The sequence below is a fragment of the Thalassospira sp. MCCC 1A02491 genome (assembly GCF_001613785.1).
Classification (GTDB): domain Bacteria; phylum Pseudomonadota; class Alphaproteobacteria; order Rhodospirillales; family Thalassospiraceae; genus Thalassospira; species Thalassospira povalilytica.
This window is the reverse complement of the sequence record NZ_LPVX01000023.1, coordinates 130,065-145,305: the sequence shown is the minus strand read 5'-3', so window position 1 is coordinate 145,305 and position 15,241 is coordinate 130,065. Positions and strand designations below refer to the sequence as shown.

The 15,241-nt window shown below is 55.0% G+C and carries 15 protein-coding genes; 5 read left to right on the top strand and 10 right to left on the bottom strand.

Annotated features, from left to right (window positions below):
• Nucleotides 1-117 precede the first annotated feature (117 nt).
• Complete coding sequence (ppk2, locus tag AUQ42_RS08240) at nucleotides 118-1,143, bottom strand: polyphosphate kinase 2 (protein WP_068518595.1); 1,026 nt, start codon at nucleotides 1,141-1,143, stop codon at nucleotides 118-120.
• A 229-nt stretch (nucleotides 1,144-1,372) separates the two neighbouring features.
• Nucleotides 1,373-1,636 (bottom strand): DUF1127 domain-containing protein, encoded by a 264-nt coding sequence (locus AUQ42_RS08235; protein WP_156480854.1) that lies wholly within the window; start codon nucleotides 1,634-1,636, stop codon nucleotides 1,373-1,375.
• Between the two features lie 135 nt (nucleotides 1,637-1,771).
• Here AUQ42_RS08235 and gcvA point away from each other — a divergent pair, with 135 nt between their 5' ends.
• Nucleotides 1,772-2,713 (top strand): transcriptional regulator GcvA, encoded by a 942-nt coding sequence (gene gcvA, locus AUQ42_RS08230; protein ID WP_068518593.1) that lies wholly within the window; start codon nucleotides 1,772-1,774, stop codon nucleotides 2,711-2,713.
• Between the two features lie 38 nt (nucleotides 2,714-2,751).
• On the opposite strand, the gene AUQ42_RS08225 is transcribed toward gcvA, so the two are convergent.
• Nucleotides 2,752-3,168 (bottom strand): DUF1489 family protein, encoded by a 417-nt coding sequence (locus tag AUQ42_RS08225; protein WP_068518592.1) that lies wholly within the window; start codon nucleotides 3,166-3,168, stop codon nucleotides 2,752-2,754.
• A 228-nt stretch (nucleotides 3,169-3,396) separates the two neighbouring features.
• Here AUQ42_RS08225 and AUQ42_RS08220 point away from each other — a divergent pair, with 228 nt between their 5' ends.
• From AUQ42_RS08220 to AUQ42_RS08205, 4 genes are all read left to right on the top strand, one after another.
• Nucleotides 3,397-3,690 (top strand): DUF2849 domain-containing protein, encoded by a 294-nt coding sequence (locus AUQ42_RS08220; RefSeq protein ID WP_068518591.1) that lies wholly within the window; start codon nucleotides 3,397-3,399, stop codon nucleotides 3,688-3,690.
• 11 nt (nucleotides 3,691-3,701) lie between these two features.
• On the top strand, nucleotides 3,702-5,357 hold the full coding sequence (locus AUQ42_RS08215) for a nitrite/sulfite reductase (protein ID WP_068518590.1): 1,656 nt from the start codon (nucleotides 3,702-3,704) through the stop codon (nucleotides 5,355-5,357).
• Nucleotides 5,344-5,871 (top strand): DUF934 domain-containing protein, encoded by a 528-nt coding sequence (locus tag AUQ42_RS08210; protein WP_068518589.1) that lies wholly within the window; start codon nucleotides 5,344-5,346, stop codon nucleotides 5,869-5,871. Before AUQ42_RS08215 ends, AUQ42_RS08210 begins: the two co-directional genes overlap by 14 nt.
• Nucleotides 5,872-6,136: 265 nt before the next feature.
• Nucleotides 6,137-7,807: a methyl-accepting chemotaxis protein gene (locus AUQ42_RS08205; protein WP_068518588.1), complete on the top strand. Its 1,671-nt coding sequence runs from the start codon at nucleotides 6,137-6,139 to the stop codon at nucleotides 7,805-7,807.
• On the opposite strand, the gene AUQ42_RS08200 is transcribed toward AUQ42_RS08205, so the two are convergent.
• The 7 genes from AUQ42_RS08200 to AUQ42_RS08170 all read right to left on the bottom strand — a co-directional run bounded on the left by AUQ42_RS08200 (nucleotide 7,804) and on the right by AUQ42_RS08170 (nucleotide 15,176).
• Nucleotides 7,804-8,307: a GNAT family N-acetyltransferase gene (locus AUQ42_RS08200; RefSeq protein WP_068518587.1), complete on the bottom strand. Its 504-nt coding sequence runs from the start codon at nucleotides 8,305-8,307 to the stop codon at nucleotides 7,804-7,806. The genes AUQ42_RS08205 and AUQ42_RS08200 overlap by 4 nt on opposite strands.
• A gap of 3 nt (nucleotides 8,308-8,310) precedes the next feature.
• Nucleotides 8,311-9,240, bottom strand: a complete 930-nt coding sequence (locus tag AUQ42_RS08195) for a hydroxymethylglutaryl-CoA lyase (RefSeq protein WP_068518586.1) — start codon at nucleotides 9,238-9,240, stop codon at nucleotides 8,311-8,313.
• Entirely contained in the window at nucleotides 9,240-11,243 is a 2,004-nt protein-coding gene (locus AUQ42_RS08190) for an acetyl/propionyl/methylcrotonyl-CoA carboxylase subunit alpha (RefSeq protein WP_068518585.1), read from the bottom strand. The genes AUQ42_RS08195 and AUQ42_RS08190 overlap by 1 nt, the downstream gene beginning before the upstream one ends.
• Nucleotides 11,243-12,055: an enoyl-CoA hydratase/isomerase family protein gene (locus AUQ42_RS08185; protein WP_068518584.1), complete on the bottom strand. Its 813-nt coding sequence runs from the start codon at nucleotides 12,053-12,055 to the stop codon at nucleotides 11,243-11,245. Before AUQ42_RS08185 ends, AUQ42_RS08190 begins: the two co-directional genes overlap by 1 nt.
• A gap of 7 nt (nucleotides 12,056-12,062) precedes the next feature.
• Nucleotides 12,063-13,673: a carboxyl transferase domain-containing protein gene (locus tag AUQ42_RS08180; protein ID WP_068518583.1), complete on the bottom strand. Its 1,611-nt coding sequence runs from the start codon at nucleotides 13,671-13,673 to the stop codon at nucleotides 12,063-12,065.
• A gap of 293 nt (nucleotides 13,674-13,966) precedes the next feature.
• Nucleotides 13,967-14,578, bottom strand: coding sequence for a 2-hydroxychromene-2-carboxylate isomerase (locus AUQ42_RS08175; protein WP_068518582.1), 612 nt, complete (start codon nucleotides 14,576-14,578; stop codon nucleotides 13,967-13,969).
• Between the two features lie 124 nt (nucleotides 14,579-14,702).
• Nucleotides 14,703-15,176, bottom strand: a complete 474-nt coding sequence (locus AUQ42_RS08170) for an Lrp/AsnC ligand binding domain-containing protein (protein WP_068518581.1) — start codon at nucleotides 15,174-15,176, stop codon at nucleotides 14,703-14,705.
• Between the last annotated feature and the right edge of the window lie 65 nt (nucleotides 15,177-15,241).

Below are 15,241 nucleotides of genomic sequence, written 5' to 3'. Positions count from 1 at the left end.
TGCCTCCCAGATACAGATGGACACCAGTAAAGGTTGCGGGGCAAGCAATGTCAATGAAGGCAAATGTCACCACGACAATGTTTTCACGATCTGGAAGACCAGCGTCATTTTACGGGGTTAATCTTCGTCGAGTTCTTCGGCGACGCTGTGGATGATGCGGCGGTCATAAATCAGAATTTCCGGCCGTTTCCCGGGATAATCAAACTGCGACAGATAAAAACGCATGGCATTGATCCGCGCACGTTTCTTGTCATCGGACTTAACAATGACCCATGGGCTGTCGGTGGTTGATGTATGGAAAAACATGTCACGTTTGGCCTCGGTATAGGAGTCCCAAAGGTTTTGGGATGCCAGATCGACCGGGCTGAGTTTCCATTGTTTGAGCGGATCATTCTTGCGCTGTTGAAAGCGTCTTGCCTGTTCCTTTTTGCTGACCGAGAAATAGAACTTGGTCATGTGGATGTTTGACCGGATCAGCATTCTTTCGAGTTCGGGAACCGATTGCAGAAATTCGCTGACTTCGAACATGCTGCAAAAGCCCATGACCCGTTCGACCATGGCGCGGTTATACCAGGACCGGTCAAACAGCGCGATTTCACCGCCGCTTGGCAGATGTTCGATGTAACGCTGGAAATACCACTGGGTCAGTTCGCGATCATTGGGTTTGCCCAAGGCAACAATCCGTGCGCCACGCGGATTAAGATGTTCGGTAAACCGTTTGATGGTGCCACCTTTGCCCGCAGCATCGCGGCCTTCAAAAATGATCAGCGATTTCAGATTTTCGGCCTTGATCCAGTTTTGCAATTTCAAAAGTTCGATATGAAGCGGCGCGATCAGTTCAAGATATTGCTTCCCGCGCATCTTTTTTGCCCGTGCCGCGGGATCGGGATTGATGTCAGGCGGTAAATCATCGGCGATGGCATTGGCGATCCCGTTACGATCCGATGGCCGGTCATCCAGACGGTCCATGGTCATGTTTTCGGAATCCAGCAAGAACCGGTCCTTGGTCTCGGTATCAAGTTGTGACAGCGCCGATGACCTGTTGGCTGCCGACCGGCTTTTGCCTGTGCGGCGTGTGGCCTTTGTCAGCAGTTCAGACGTGCCGTTCTTTTTCTTTCCGGATGATTTTTTGCCCGCATTCATTGTCAAACTTTCACACTGTATGAAGGGTATGTTGGAAACAGTGCGAGATTAATCAATCATTTGCAATGAACTGGATCAATTCGACCCGATGATGAAAATGCCCGACCGATAGGGGGTCGGTCGGGCAGGCGGATTGCAAGTTGTGCAGGTGACGCGAAGGGGGAGCCTGTTTGGGATGTAAAAGCCGTGGGGGCGGCACCAAAACAGGTTCCTTAATGATCAGATGTGATCAAAGCAGATTGAAAGAGCGCCGGTATTCTTCTTCGGCATCGGCACGTGTCAGGCCGATATCAAGGAGTTGCGCATCCGTCAGGGACAAAAGTGTCCGGCGTTGACGACGAATGGCGACGAAACGCGCATAACGATCTGCCAATATGTTGATCAGGCCCGGGATGTGGTGCAAACGCCGCGTGATGGTGATGGTCGAAAGCGTGTGCCGGGCGGTTTGTTGTGGCTCCTGGGATGTCGGAGCAGGGCAAGCCGTGTAAGCCATGATCTTCTCCATGGGTTAATATTGCTAATGCAATGTTTGCTGTGAAACCCATATTGCGGCTATGATTAGCGATCGACAAACGACTATTTCTGATCAATTGGATTAGTTGATCTAATCCATAACCGGAGAAGCTCGATGCGGCTGCCACCCCTGCAATCCTTGCGCGCCTTTGATGCCGCCGCCCGACATCTGAGTTTCACCAAGGCAGCCGAGGAACTTTTCGTTACCCAGGGGGCGATCAGTCAGCAGGTGCGTCAGCTCGAAGAATACCTTGGGTTCAAGCTGTTTCATCGTCTGCCGCGCCAGATTTACCTGACCGAGGAGGGGGCCCAGCTTGCCCATGCGACCACTGCGGGTTTTTCACGCATATCGGATGAAATAGAACGTCTGATGCTGGTCGAGGAGGCCGGTGTTGTCACCGTCAGTGTTCTGCAAAGCTTTGCGGTTAAATGGCTGGTGCCGCGTCTGGGATATTTTCGGGAAGCCTATCCCGACATTGATGTGCGCATTCATGCCGATGACCGCATGGTTGATCTGCGCACCGAGGGGATCGATCTTGCCGTGCGGTTTGGCAGTGGTAAATATCCCAACCTGAATTGCGAAATGCTGATGCGTGACGAATCATTTCCGGTGTGCAGTCCGGCATATCTGGCAAACAGCCCGGCCCTGAACACGCCCAGGGATATTGCCGGTCACCAGTTGCTTCATGATGCAACTGCGATCATGGATCATCCCCATGCAGCGGACTGGGAATTCTGGCTTGATGGTGTCGGTGTCAGCGGCGTCGATGTCAGTCGCGGTTTGCGATTCAATTCCGGTGATATGGTCATTCAGGCGGCCCTGATGGGGCAGGGGCTTGGCATGGCGCGCACCAGTCTTGCCGCCCTTGATCTCAAGGCCGGGAACCTGGTGCGGCCCTTTCCGCAAACCGTGGCGTCAAACGGGGCCTATTACCTGGTTTACCCGGAAGAACATCTCAGACGGCCGCGGGTGCAGGCGTTTGTGAACTGGCTAAAGGGCGAGGTTGCCCAGACGTTGCGTGAAATTGACGAAGATGGTGCGATGGCACCCGATTGATCCGGCCGTCGGGGCAGCTGCCCCGACCGGTTCCTGGATCAGATCAAGCCAAGATCGCGTAACTCATCGGCCATGTCATCGGGCAGCGTTTGAGTATCGCCGCCCTGTTTGTCATCGGGCGGGCATTTGTCTTCGGTCAGGTAACGCCATCCTTGAAAGGCACGATGCGGATAGGGGCGGGTTTCGATCAGTTCGGGATCAAGGACGATACGGCAATATTTGGTGCCTTCTTCATTGACGAATTCTTCAAGATCAATGACGCGCTGGCGACAGCGAATGGCCCCTTTGATCACCCAATAGATCGAACCACCATCCAGAATCTCGTCGCGGCGTTTGGGCGTCATGCGCGTGGTGTGGAAAATCCGGCCATAGTTTTCCTGAAACCATGTCTGCCATTCCCGCAGTCCTTCCGGGGTTTCCGTGCCGACGCTGAGTTTGATGATATGCAGTGGCATTTCGTGATCTTCTTTTGGGGCGTTTTGTCGCAAGGGTATGTTCCGCGTTCTGACCTAGAACCCCTACGATCAGGGGTCAAGGACGGATTAATAAAACACATAAATTAGTGTATTTAAGTCTATTTCACAAAAAAACTTGACCAATTTTGGTTAATCAGACAAATTCTTGTGCAGAAAAGGTCCGATCAATGGACCAAACCCGAGAGATTTACAGGCTGAGAGAACCGAATGTCCCTGCAAGTTGTCACGGCAAACCGTCTTGGTGATGGGTTGGTGGTGTTTTTGACCGCACAAGGCGGTTGGAGCGAAAACATCAATGACGCCCGCGTTGCCGACGGAAAAGATGCCGCCGAGGCGATGCTTGCCGAAGCAAGCGCCCCCGAACTCGACGTGGTTATCGTCGGGCCGTATCTGATTGATGTCGAACAGCAGGACGGTGGACTGGTTCCGACAAAATACCGCGAAGTTCTGCGCACAAAAGGCCCGAGTGTCCGTGAAGACCTTGGCTATCAGGCGGTATAAGGAGAGACCCGATGTATCGTTACGACGATTTTGACCGCCAGCTTGTTCAGGAACGCACCGAGCAGTTCCGTGAACAGGTAAAACGCCGTCTGGCCGGTGACATTACCGAAGAACAGTTCCGTCCGCTGCGTTTGATGAACGGTGTGTATCTTCAGCTGCACGCCTATATGCTGCGCGTTGCCATTCCCTATGGCACGCTGCGCGCTGATCAGCTGCGTCAGCTTGGCATGATTGCCCGCAAATATGACAAGGGCTATGGCCATTTCACCACGCGCCAGAATATCCAGTATAACTGGCCGAAGCTTGATGAAATTCCGGACGCATTGCTTGATCTTGCCAATGTCGAGATGCATGCCATCCAGACGTCTGGCAACTGCATTCGTAATACCACGACCGACCAGTATGCCGGTGCCGCGGCCGATGAAATCGAAGATCCGCGTCCCTATTGCGAACTGATCCGCCAGTGGTCGACATTCCACCCGGAATTCACCTACTTGCCGCGCAAGTTCAAAATCGCCGTGACCGGTTCGCCCAATGACCGTGCTGCGGTCAAGGTGCATGATATCGGTCTTCGCATGCATCAGAACGACGCAGGCGAAACCGGCTTTGAAGTCATCGTCGGCGGTGGTCTTGGCCGTACGCCATTTGTTGGCAAAACCGTCCGTGACTTCATCGGCAAGAATGACCTGTTTTCGTATCTTGAGGCCATCCTGCGTGTTTATAACCGTTTTGGCCGTCGCGATAACAAGTACAAGGCCCGTATCAAGATCCTGGTGCATGAACTGGGTGTCGAGGAAGTCCGCCGTCTTGTCGAAGAAGAATGGGAACAGATCAAGGATGGTTCCCTGCGTGTCGGCGATGAAGAAATTGCACATTACATTGCGCAATTCGCACCGCCTGCATTCGAAGACCTGTCAGACGACGATGCCGATTTTGAACGCCACAAGGCGGAAAATCGCGGCTTCTTCAACTGGGTGCGTTCGAACGTGGTTGCGCACAAACAGCCGGGCTATGCCATTGCCAACGTTTCGCTCAAACCGATTGGCGGCATTCCGGGCGATGCAACCGATAGCCAGATGGAACTGGTTGCCGATCTTTCGGAAAAATACAGCTTTGGCGATGTCCGTGTGACCCATGAACAGAACCTTGTTCTGCCGCATGTGAAAAAGGCCGATCTGTTTGCTCTTTGGACCGCCCTTGATGCGGCGGGTCTGGGGACGGCAAACCTTGGGTATGTCACCGATATCATCTCCTGCCCGGGGCTTGATTATTGCGCCCTGGCAACCGCACGTTCGATCCCGCTGTCGCAGCGCATTTCAGAACGTTTCGGTGATCTGGAACGCCAGCATGACATTGGCGAACTCAAGATCAAGATTTCCGGCTGCATCAATGCCTGCGGGCATCACCATGTCGGCCATATCGGTATTCTTGGTCTCGATAAACGCGGCAAGGAATTCTATCAGATCACCCTGGGCGGCGATGCCAGCCAGGATGCATCGATCGGCAAGATCGCCGGTGCCGGTTTCTCCGAGGCCGAGGTTGTCGATGCCATCGAAAGTCTGGTGACCAAATATATCGAAATCCGCGAAAGCGGCGAACGTTTCATCGACACCTATCGTCGTGTCGGCATGGACCCGTTCAAGGAGGTGCTTTATGGCGATCGTTAAGAATGACAGCGTGATCGAACAGGAATGGATCACCGTTGATGCCGAAGGCGATCTGCCATCCAGCGATGAAAACCTGATCGTGCCGCTGGCACGGTTCAAGGAAGAACGCGACAGCCTTCTGGGGCGCAATGGTGGTTTGGGCGTACAGCTCAATCCCGGTGACGCGCCAGAAGATCTGGCGGATGACCTTGACCGTTTGTCGATCATTACGGTCAATTTCCCGGCCTATACCGACGGTCGCGGCTATTCATACGGCCGCGTTCTGCGCGAACGGATGGGGTTCAAGGGCGAATTGCGCGCCATTGGCGACGTCCTGCGTGACCAGATCCTTTATATGCACCGTTGCGGCTTTGATTCCTATGAACTCAATGTTGATGGCGAAACCGCCTTGACCAAGGTCCGCGCCGCATTGAAGGAAATGACGGTCTATTATCAGCCGACCGGTGATGGCCGTGTCACGGCCCAGTCCCTGCGCGAACGCCGTCGCGCTGCGCTGGATCAGAAAGCATCATGATTTCGGGCCCTGTGGCCTGATAATCATACCGAACAGACAGGGCTGTGTGGCTCTGGCGCAAGGGCACCCGATCGGGTGCCCTTTCTTTTTGTTCTTTTATGTCTGGTGGTTAGGTAGGCGGATCATTTGGCCGATTGCAGCTTGCCATGCAGATACAACCTGTAATATGTGACATTGTTCACACAAAATCCGACGCAAGCCTTTGCTTTTCTTATATTTAAATAAGCCCAGTCTATGTCGGGCGACTTGGCGATAGGAGCGCTTCATGATCGCGGCATTTAACAATCTGAAAATATCGGCAAAGGTGTTTGGTGGCTTTGGGGCCATCCTTGTCCTTTTGGCGGGCGTCTCCATGATCGGGGTGCTGTCGATTGGCAGTGTGGGGGATGACTTTGTGCGCTATCGACAGGTCGCATTGCAATCCAACCAGGCCGGTCGTGTGCAGGCCAACCTTCTCGAAGCACGGGTTGCTGTAAAAGATTACTTGCTGACCGGAAATGCCCAGTCCGCCCAGCGGGTCAAGGACCGCCTTGCCGCGACTTCCGCACTCAATGATGAGCTGGCGGCGCTTTTGACAGAAGATGACCGCAAGGAAGATGCGCGTCTGGCGGGCGAGAACCTTAAAATCTATTCCGAAGCGTTTGACAGGCTGGTGGCATTGCCAACTGGCGATCCGGCGCGCGCAGATATCGTGACCAATACCCTTGACCGTATTGGTCCGATTGTCGCCAAGGAACTTGAAGAACTGAAACTTGATGTCAAAGCCGAACAGGATGAAATCGGACCGCGTGCAACAGCGGCCGCCGAACAGTCGGTCATCATCAGCGAAGTCCTTTCGGGATTTGCCATCATACTCGGGATTGCGGCGGCATGGTTCATCGGTGCGGGCATCTCCGGTCCGATCCGCAAGATCACCGATGCGATGAATGATCTTGCCGGTGGCAACAAGCAGGTTGAAATTCCCGGTCAGGATCGCAGCGACGAAATCGGTAATATGTCCAAGGCGGTTCTGGTCTTTAAACAGAACATGATCCGGGCTGATGAACTGGCCGCCCAGGAGGCCGAGGCCGTCAAGGTCCGCGAACAGCGCGCCCGGAAAATCAGTGAACTGACCACCGGCTTTGATGCGGATATCTCGGTGGTTCTGAAAACGCTGGCGTCAGCCGCAACCGAAATGCAGGCAACCGCAACCGGCATGAGCAGCACGGCCGAAGAAACCAGTCGTCAGTCGGGCATTGTTGCCGCGGCTGCCGAACAGGCATCAACCAATGTTCAGACCGTGGCCAGTGCCACCGAAGAACTCAGCGCGTCGATTGCTGAAATCAATCAGCAGGTCAATCAGTCCACGGCGGTGGCCCATCGCGCGGTCGAGGATGCGGAAAAAACCAACGCACAGGTCCGCGGCCTTGCCGAAGCCGCCCAGAAGATCGGCGATGTGGTCGGTCTGATCAGCGACATCGCGGAACAGACCAATCTTCTGGCGCTGAACGCCACGATCGAGGCCGCCCGTGCCGGCGATGCGGGCAAGGGTTTTGCCGTTGTCGCCGCAGAGGTCAAAAACCTTGCGACCGCAACATCGCGCGCGACCGAGGATATCACAGCCCAGATCACCGGCATTCAGAATGAAACCAATGGTGCGGTGAATGCGATTGCCTCGATTTCGACGACGATTGCCGAGATCAGCGAAATTTCAGCAGCAATTGCAAGTGCGGTCGAACAACAGGGGGCTGCGACCCTTGAGATCACCCGAAACGTCCAGGAAGCATCGGTTGGGACATCCGAAGTCACCACCAATATTGTCAGCGTGAATGAAGCAGCCGATTCAACCGGTACTGCGGCCGAGCAGGTTCTCAGTGCCGCAGCAGAATTGTCCAAGGAATCTGAAAACCTGCGCAGCAAGGTCGAGCAGTTCTTGAATTCTGTACGGGCAGCCTAGGCAAGATCAGACGGCGCAAGGGTCATCAAAAGACAGGGGCCCTTCGCCGTTTCATATTCCCGCCCGGCCTTGAAACCGATGGCTTCATAACACCGGATGGCGCGTTCGTTTTCGGGATCGGGGTCAATGCCGATCATTGGTGCACCGCGTTCAAACAGCATGCGGGCCAGTGTTTTCAAAAACATCTGGCCATGCCCGGATCCCATCATGTCAGGCACACCGATAAACGCATCAAGACAGCGTGTCTGGGCGGGCAGGGGATCAAAATGCGCCTGTGGCCATTGATGGGCATCGTAATGCTGGGCAAAGGCAAAGGGCCGATTGCGGTATGACACAATCAGCGTTGCCATTTCGGCCAGTTCGACATCTTCAGAAATCAGTTCAATCTGTTCGACCGGATCGCCCCACCAGCGGATGACTTCGGGGACATGCAACCAGCGTCTAATCATTGGCAGATCATTTGGGGTGGCCCGTCGGAAGCTGTAATTTGACGGGCCCATTCATTATTCCCCGGAAGTTTGCCGCTTTGCCGCAAAGGCCAAATTGACCTTCGAAGCACTTGATCTTCCTATCTGATCACAAATCCAGCTTCCTGTCTCGGCAAGCTTTTCAAGATCGATACCGGTCTCGATCCCAAGGCCGTTCAGCATATAGATAACGTCCTCAGTCGCGACATTGCCACTGGCCCCCTTGGCATAGGGGCAGCCGCCTAGACCCGCAACCGAACTGTCGATGGTGGCAACGCCCATCTGAAGAACCGCCAGCAAATTGGCAAGTGCCTGACCATAGGTGTCATGGAAATGTGCGGCCAGTTTTTCGACCGGCACATGTTTGGCAACTGCATCAATCATCGCCTGTGCCTTGGTCGGGGTGCCCGTTCCAATGGTGTCGCCCAGACTGATTTCATAACAGCCCATGTCATAAAGGGCCTTGGAAACCTCGGCGACTTTTACAGGGGCAATATCGCCCTCATACGGGCAGCCCAAAACGCAGGATACATAGCCGCGGACAGCAAGACCGGCCGCGCGGGCGGCATCCGTTACCGGGCGAAAACGATCAAGGCTTTCGGCAATCGAACAATTGATGTTCTTTTGCGAGAAACTTTCCGATGCCGCGCCAAATACCGCCACCTCGGTTGCGCCGCTGGCGATGGCGGCTTCCAGCCCCTTAAGGTTCGGGGCCAGCACCGGATAGGTCACGCCATGCTTGCGGGTGATCTGTGCCATGACTTCGGACGCATCGGCCATTTGCGGTACCCATTTCGGGCTGACAAAGGCGGTGGCTTCGATCACCGATAGTCCGGCATCATTCAGCCGGTTGATCAATTCCACCTTGGTGGCGGTCGCAACCATGGTCTTTTCGTTCTGAAGCCCGTCGCGCGGACCGACTTCAACGATTTTAACCCGGTTTGGCAGATCGGAAATCGCGGCCATTACTGGGCCTCCTCAATCGCGATCAGTTCGGCACCATCATCAACCTGATCGCCGACGGCAAAGAACACTTCCTTGACCGTGCCCGAAACGGGGGCGGAAATGGTGTGTTCCATTTTCATCGCTTCCATGACGACAAGCTTGTCCCCGGCGGTTACGGTCTGGCCGGGTTCTGCCATCACGGCGATGATTTTACCGGGCATCGGGGCGGTCAGGCCGCCACCGGCACCTTCGTTGCCACCGGCTGCTGCCAGCGGATCAAAGATATCAAGACGATCAACGCGACCGGTGCGGAATATTGTCATACGATTGCCATCGCGCAGGACCGTGGCCCGTTTGCGGACATTATCAAGTTTGGCAACAATCGCGCCGTTTTCATCATAATCGGCAGACGCGATGATAGCGCTACCATCGGGCATATCGATGACATAGCCGCTGTCACGGTAATGGACTTTGACCGCGATGTCCGATCCTTCGTGACGCAGGATCAGGTCATGGTGGTTATCGTCATTCAGACGGAAACCGGCCGTGCTGTTCCAGGGCGAATAGGGATCGTTGCTTTGGGCTGCATGTGCCGCGGCCTCCGCATCGCGGGTCAGCAGGATATCAAGGGCGGCAAATGCCAGGGCCTCGTTATCGGGTGTTGCCGGTGCCGGGATCAGGTCATCCTGATAATGCGGGATAAAGCCGGTTTCGACTTCGCCACGTTCAAAGGCCGGATGACGGGCAATATTGCCAAGGAAACCGGTATTGGTGGTGACCCCGACGATCTGAACATCATCAAGGGCCGATGCCATACGGCGCAGCGCCGATTTGCGATCAACATCCCAAGTGATCAGCTTGGCGATCATCGGGTCATAATGGATCGAAACTTCGCCACCTTCATACACGCCGGTATCGACGCGGACATGGTCGGTTTCACGCGGCATGCGCATATGCACAAGCTTGCCGGTGGCCGGAAGGAAATCGTTCTGCGGGTCTTCGGCATAGATGCGAACTTCGAACGAATGGCCGTTGATCGACAGTTCTTCCTGCGCCTTGGGCAATTTTTCACCATCAGCAACGCGAAGCTGCCATTCCACAAGATCTTCGCCGGTGATTTTTTCGGTCACCGGATGTTCGACCTGAAGGCGGGTGTTCATTTCCATGAAATAGAAACTGCCCGATGCATCAAGAAGGAATTCAACCGTACCGGCCCCCTGATAACCAATGGCCTTGGCGGCATCAACGGCGGCCTGACCCATCTGGGCGCGGAGTTCCTGGCTCATGCCCGGGGCAGGCGCTTCTTCGATCACTTTCTGGTGGCGACGCTGAAGCGAACAGTCACGTTCAAACAGGTAAACCGCGCTGCCGTGGCTGTCGGCAAAGACCTGAATTTCGACATGGCGCGGTTTGACAATCAGCTTTTCAATCAGGCAATGGTCATCGCCAAAGCTGCTGGCGGCTTCGCGTTTGCAGCTGATCAGGGCGTCCTTGAAGTCGGATGCCTTTTCAACGGCGCGCATGCCCTTGCCGCCACCACCAGCCGATGCCTTGATCAGAACCGGATAGCCGATTTTGTCGGCCTCGGCGGCCAAAAGGTCGGGGTCCTGATCTTCGCCGTGATAACCGGGGACAAGCGGCACACCCGCCTTATCCATGATTTTCTTGGCTTCGGATTTGGAGCCCATTGCACGGATGGCACTTGCCGGTGGTCCGACAAAGACGCAACCGGCTTTTTCAAGCGCGTCGGCAAAACCGGCATTTTCCGACAGGAACCCATAGCCCGGATGAACCGCATCGGCACCTGATTGTGCGATGACTTCAAGCAGACGGTCGGTGCGCAGATAGCTGTCCTTTGGGGCGGGGGCGCCGATGTGATAGGCCTCGTCAGCATGTTTGACATGCAACGCGTTGGCGTCCGCATCGGAATAAACGGCAACGGTTGCAATACCCATGCGACGGGCGGTCTTGATCACGCGGCAGGCAATTTCACCGCGGTTGGCGATCAGTAATTTACGCGGCATTATTTCTTGCTCCAGTTCGCGGGACGTTTTTCCAGAAAGGCACCAACACCTTCGCGGCCTTCATCGCTGGCACGCTGATCGGCGATGCGGTGCGCGGTATCGTCAATGACGGCGTCGGAAATCGGCTTGTTGGCAACCGCATAGATCAGGTCCTTGGCGGCATGCATGGCAGCCGGGCCATTGGCCAGCAGAATATTTGCCATTTCATCGCCGCGCGCAGCCAGTTCATCACTCGCAACGATTTCATGCACCAGTCCGATCTGTTTGGCTGTTTCGGCGTTGAACCGTTCGGCACTCAGGAAATAGCGGCGGGCCTGATTAACCCCGATGGCCTCGACCACATAGGGTGAAATCACCGCCGGGATCAGGCCAAGCTTGACCTCGGACAGGCAGAAACTTGCCCGATCAGATGCAATCACGATGTCGCAGCACGCAGCCAGGCCAACCCCGCCGCCAAAGGCAGCCCCGTTGACCAGCGCGATGGTTGGTTTTGACGCAAAGTTCAAAACCTTCATCAGTTTGGCAAGTGCCCGTGAATCGGCAAGGTTTTCGCCGTGGCTATATCCCGCCATGCGCTTCATCCAGTTCAGGTCCGCCCCGGCCGAAAAGCTTTTGCCAGCCCCGGTCAGAATGATGACGCGGACAAGTGGATCGGCATCAAGGGTTTCGATTTTGCCGGTCAGGTCCGCGATCAGAGCATCATCAAATGCATTGTGAATGTCCGGGCGGTTCAGTGTAATGGTTGCGACACCGTTTGGCGCAATTTCGCAGATGGCGGCATCAGTCATGTTATTGCTGTTTACATTGGTCATGACGGCCTCACATCCTAAAGACGCCAAACCGGGTTTCTTCGACCGGTTTGTTAAGGGCTGTCGACAGGCCAAGGCCAAGAACCATGCGGGTGTCAGCCGGATCAATCACGCCATCATCCCACAGACGCGCCGACGCGTAATAGGGGTGGCCCTGTTCTTCGTATTGGTCGCGGATCGGGGCCTTGAAGGCTTCCTGTTCTGCTTCGGGCCAGGTCTCACCGCGCTTTTCGGCTGCATCGGCACGAATTTGGGTCAGAACATTTGCCGCCTGTTCGCCGCCCATCACCGAGATGCGGGCATTTGGCCACATCCACAGGAAACGCGGGCTATAGGCGCGCCCGCACATGCCATAGTTGCCAGCCCCGAACGATCCGCCGATCAGGACGGTGAATTTCGGCACATTGGCGGTGGCAACGGCGGTCACAAGCTTTGCCCCATCCTTGGCAATGCCGCCGCTTTCATATTTGCGGCCGATCATAAAGCCGGTGATGTTTTGCAGGAACACCAGCGGAATGCCGCGCTGGGCACACAGTTCGATGAAATGCGCCCCTTTAAGGGCGCTTTCGGAAAACAGGATGCCGTTATTGGCAATGATCCCGACCGGATAGCCAAAGATACGGGCAAAGCCGGTCACAAGGGTCGTGCCGTACTGGGCCTTGAATTCATCAAATTCCGAACCGTCCACGATGCGCGCGATGATTTCGCGCACGTCATAGGGTTTCTTGGTGTCGGTCGGCACCACGCCATAAATTTCGCGCGGGTCGTAGGCCGGGGCGCGGGGTTCGGTCAAAGTCAGGCCGGGGTTCGTTGTCCAGTTCAGGTTTTTGACAATGTCGCGGGCAATCGACAGCGCGTGATTGTCATCCTGTGCATAATGGTCGGTAACACCCGATGTTTTGCAATGAACGTCCGCACCGCCAAGGTCTTCGGCAGAAACGACTTCGCCGGTCGCGGCCTTCACCAACGGCGGACCACCCAGGAAAATCGTACCCTGTTTGCGAACGATGATGCTTTCATCGGACATGGCCGGGACATAGGCACCGCCCGCCGTGCAGGACCCCATGACCACGGCGATCTGCGGGATGCCCTTGGAGGACATGGTAGCCTGATTAAAGAAGATGCGCCCGAAATGATCGCGATCCGGGAATACATCATCCTGACGGGGCAGGTTGGCACCGCCGCTATCGACCAGATATATGCAGGGCAGATTGTTTTCGAGTGCAATTTCCTGGGCGCGAAGGTGCTTTTTGACGGTCATCGGGTAATAGGAGCCCCCCTTGACCGTCGCATCGTTGGCGACAATGACGCATTCAACACCCGACACCCGGCCAATGCCGGTAATGATGCCGGCAGCCGGCACATCCTCGTCCCCATACATGCCATGTGCGGCAAGTTGGGAAAGTTCAAGAAATGGCGATCCGATATCAAGAAGCTGGCGAATGCGTTCACGCGGCAAAAGCTTTCCGCGGCTGGTGTGACGTTCGCGCGCGCGTTCCCCGCCGCCAAGTTTGACTGCGGCGATCTGTTCACGCAGGTCAGCCACCAGTTTTTCCATGTGTTCGGCATTGTTGCGGAATTCTTCCGAGCGGGAATTCACCGCAGATTTCAGTACCGTCATTGTCCGTCTGCACCGTTTGTTATGGGCAATCCGTCGCCCGATGGGTTGGCGTTCATGAGGTTGTTATGGGGTAAGTTTACGTAAGCGTCAATATTAAATCGGTATTTTAGTACCGGAATTGTATATATACAATGCGCACATCGGTTATCCGCAGTTTTCCGCGGGTTTTTGGTTTGTCATTACATTGCGCTGCAATGATGAAGTTTGATCCGCCATATCAATGTTGCCCCGGATTTTGCAAAATCCAGTGGTGACGGGGCCAATTTTAAATCGGGAAATTCGGGTGGGCTGGATTAACTGTCGCTCGTGCTTCGGCGCAGTGAAATCCACTGTTCAAGCTGATCGAGGCGATCATTTCCGAAAAACGGCTCGTCCTCATAGAAGAAGAACGGGGATCCGAACGCCCCCATGGCGATGGCTTCGTCGGTTATTTCGCGGGTGCGCTGTTTCCAGCGCGGCGATTCGACGGCCTGGCGCATTTCACCGGGATTGATTGAATGGCGGGTGGCAGCGGCAAAAACATTTTCCGGATTGGCCATATCAAGCCCGTCGGCGAAATAGCCGCGATAGATATCTTTGGCAAAGCGGCGCGCCAGTGATGGTGAGCGTGATTCAAGCCAATAAAACGCACGCGTCGGTACGAGCGCGGAATAGGGGAAGTTTTGCGGAATGTTGAACGGTGTGCCTTGCAGGCGTGCACAGCGTTCCATGTCATGGCGGAAATATTTGCCACGAATCGGCTGGCTCAGAAGCGGACTTTGCCCGGTTTGCTTAAACGCAGCACCGATCATGAAGGGGCGCCAGATGACCGTAACGCCAACCCGCGATTCGAATTCTTCCATCCGCTCGGCAGCGAGGTAACCATAGGGTGAGGAGAAATCGAAATAGAAGCTGACTTCGGACATATTCCTGCACCTGATCTGTTTGCTTTGTTTTGGGCAATAACCAACCCAAACAGGTTTTCATCCTGTTTGTCTTTGTTCGATAGTGCGGCATTAAGCTATTGCAAAGCAACCAAAAAACAGCAGATCAGGGGATCGTGATGCCCGGGCGGACTTTTACTTCTTCCATCACGACATATGTATGAGTCTGGCTGACGCCCTGAACCGAGGACAGCCGTTCAAGGAACTCGCGATAGGCATACATGTCTTCAACCCGAAGTTTGGCAAGATAATCAAATCCGCCCGCCACCATGTGGCATTCCTCGATTTCCGGCAGCTTGCGGATGGCTGCGGCAAAGACATCAAAAACATCCGGGGTTGTGCGGTCCAGGGTGATTTCGACAAACACAACCAGCGACTGGTTCAGCTTGCGCGGGTCAAGCGTTGCCATATAGCCGGTGATAAACCCGTGCTGTTCAAGGCGGCGCACGCGTTCAAGGCACGGCGTCGGGCTAAGATTGACGCGACGGGACAGCTCGACATTGGACATGCGTCCGTCATTTTGAAGTTCACGCAGGATCTGCTTGTCGATCTTGTCGAGACTCTTTTGGTTCTTCTGCATATCGAATGTCTTACCAGTGTTTGTGACTGCACAAAGGCGAATTGTTTGGATGATATATCGTATTT

Excerpts from the sequence above, each read along its gene's own strand:
- ppk2 (WP_068518595.1), bottom strand. The coding sequence starts at position 1,143 with ATGAATGCGGGCAAAAAATCATCCGGAAAGAAAAAGAACGGCACGTCT.
- AUQ42_RS08235 (WP_156480854.1), bottom strand. The coding sequence starts at position 1,636 with ATGGCTTACACGGCTTGCCCTGCTCCGACATCCCAGGAGCCACAACAA.
- gcvA (WP_068518593.1), top strand. The coding sequence starts at position 1,772 with ATGCGGCTGCCACCCCTGCAATCCTTGCGCGCCTTTGATGCCGCCGCC.
- AUQ42_RS08225 (WP_068518592.1), bottom strand. The coding sequence starts at position 3,168 with ATGCCACTGCATATCATCAAACTCAGCGTCGGCACGGAAACCCCGGAA.
- AUQ42_RS08220 (WP_068518591.1), top strand. The coding sequence starts at position 3,397 with ATGTCCCTGCAAGTTGTCACGGCAAACCGTCTTGGTGATGGGTTGGTG.
- AUQ42_RS08215 (WP_068518590.1), top strand. The coding sequence starts at position 3,702 with ATGTATCGTTACGACGATTTTGACCGCCAGCTTGTTCAGGAACGCACC.
- AUQ42_RS08210 (WP_068518589.1), top strand. The coding sequence starts at position 5,344 with ATGGCGATCGTTAAGAATGACAGCGTGATCGAACAGGAATGGATCACC.
- AUQ42_RS08205 (WP_068518588.1), top strand. The coding sequence starts at position 6,137 with ATGATCGCGGCATTTAACAATCTGAAAATATCGGCAAAGGTGTTTGGT.
- AUQ42_RS08200 (WP_068518587.1), bottom strand. The coding sequence starts at position 8,307 with ATGGGCCCGTCAAATTACAGCTTCCGACGGGCCACCCCAAATGATCTG.
- AUQ42_RS08195 (WP_068518586.1), bottom strand. The coding sequence starts at position 9,240 with ATGGCCGCGATTTCCGATCTGCCAAACCGGGTTAAAATCGTTGAAGTC.
- AUQ42_RS08190 (WP_068518585.1), bottom strand. The coding sequence starts at position 11,243 with ATGCCGCGTAAATTACTGATCGCCAACCGCGGTGAAATTGCCTGCCGC.
- AUQ42_RS08185 (WP_068518584.1), bottom strand. The coding sequence starts at position 12,055 with ATGACCAATGTAAACAGCAATAACATGACTGATGCCGCCATCTGCGAA.
- AUQ42_RS08180 (WP_068518583.1), bottom strand. The coding sequence starts at position 13,673 with ATGACGGTACTGAAATCTGCGGTGAATTCCCGCTCGGAAGAATTCCGC.
- AUQ42_RS08175 (WP_068518582.1), bottom strand. The coding sequence starts at position 14,578 with ATGTCCGAAGTCAGCTTCTATTTCGATTTCTCCTCACCCTATGGTTAC.
- AUQ42_RS08170 (WP_068518581.1), bottom strand. The coding sequence starts at position 15,176 with ATGCAGAAGAACCAAAAGAGTCTCGACAAGATCGACAAGCAGATCCTG.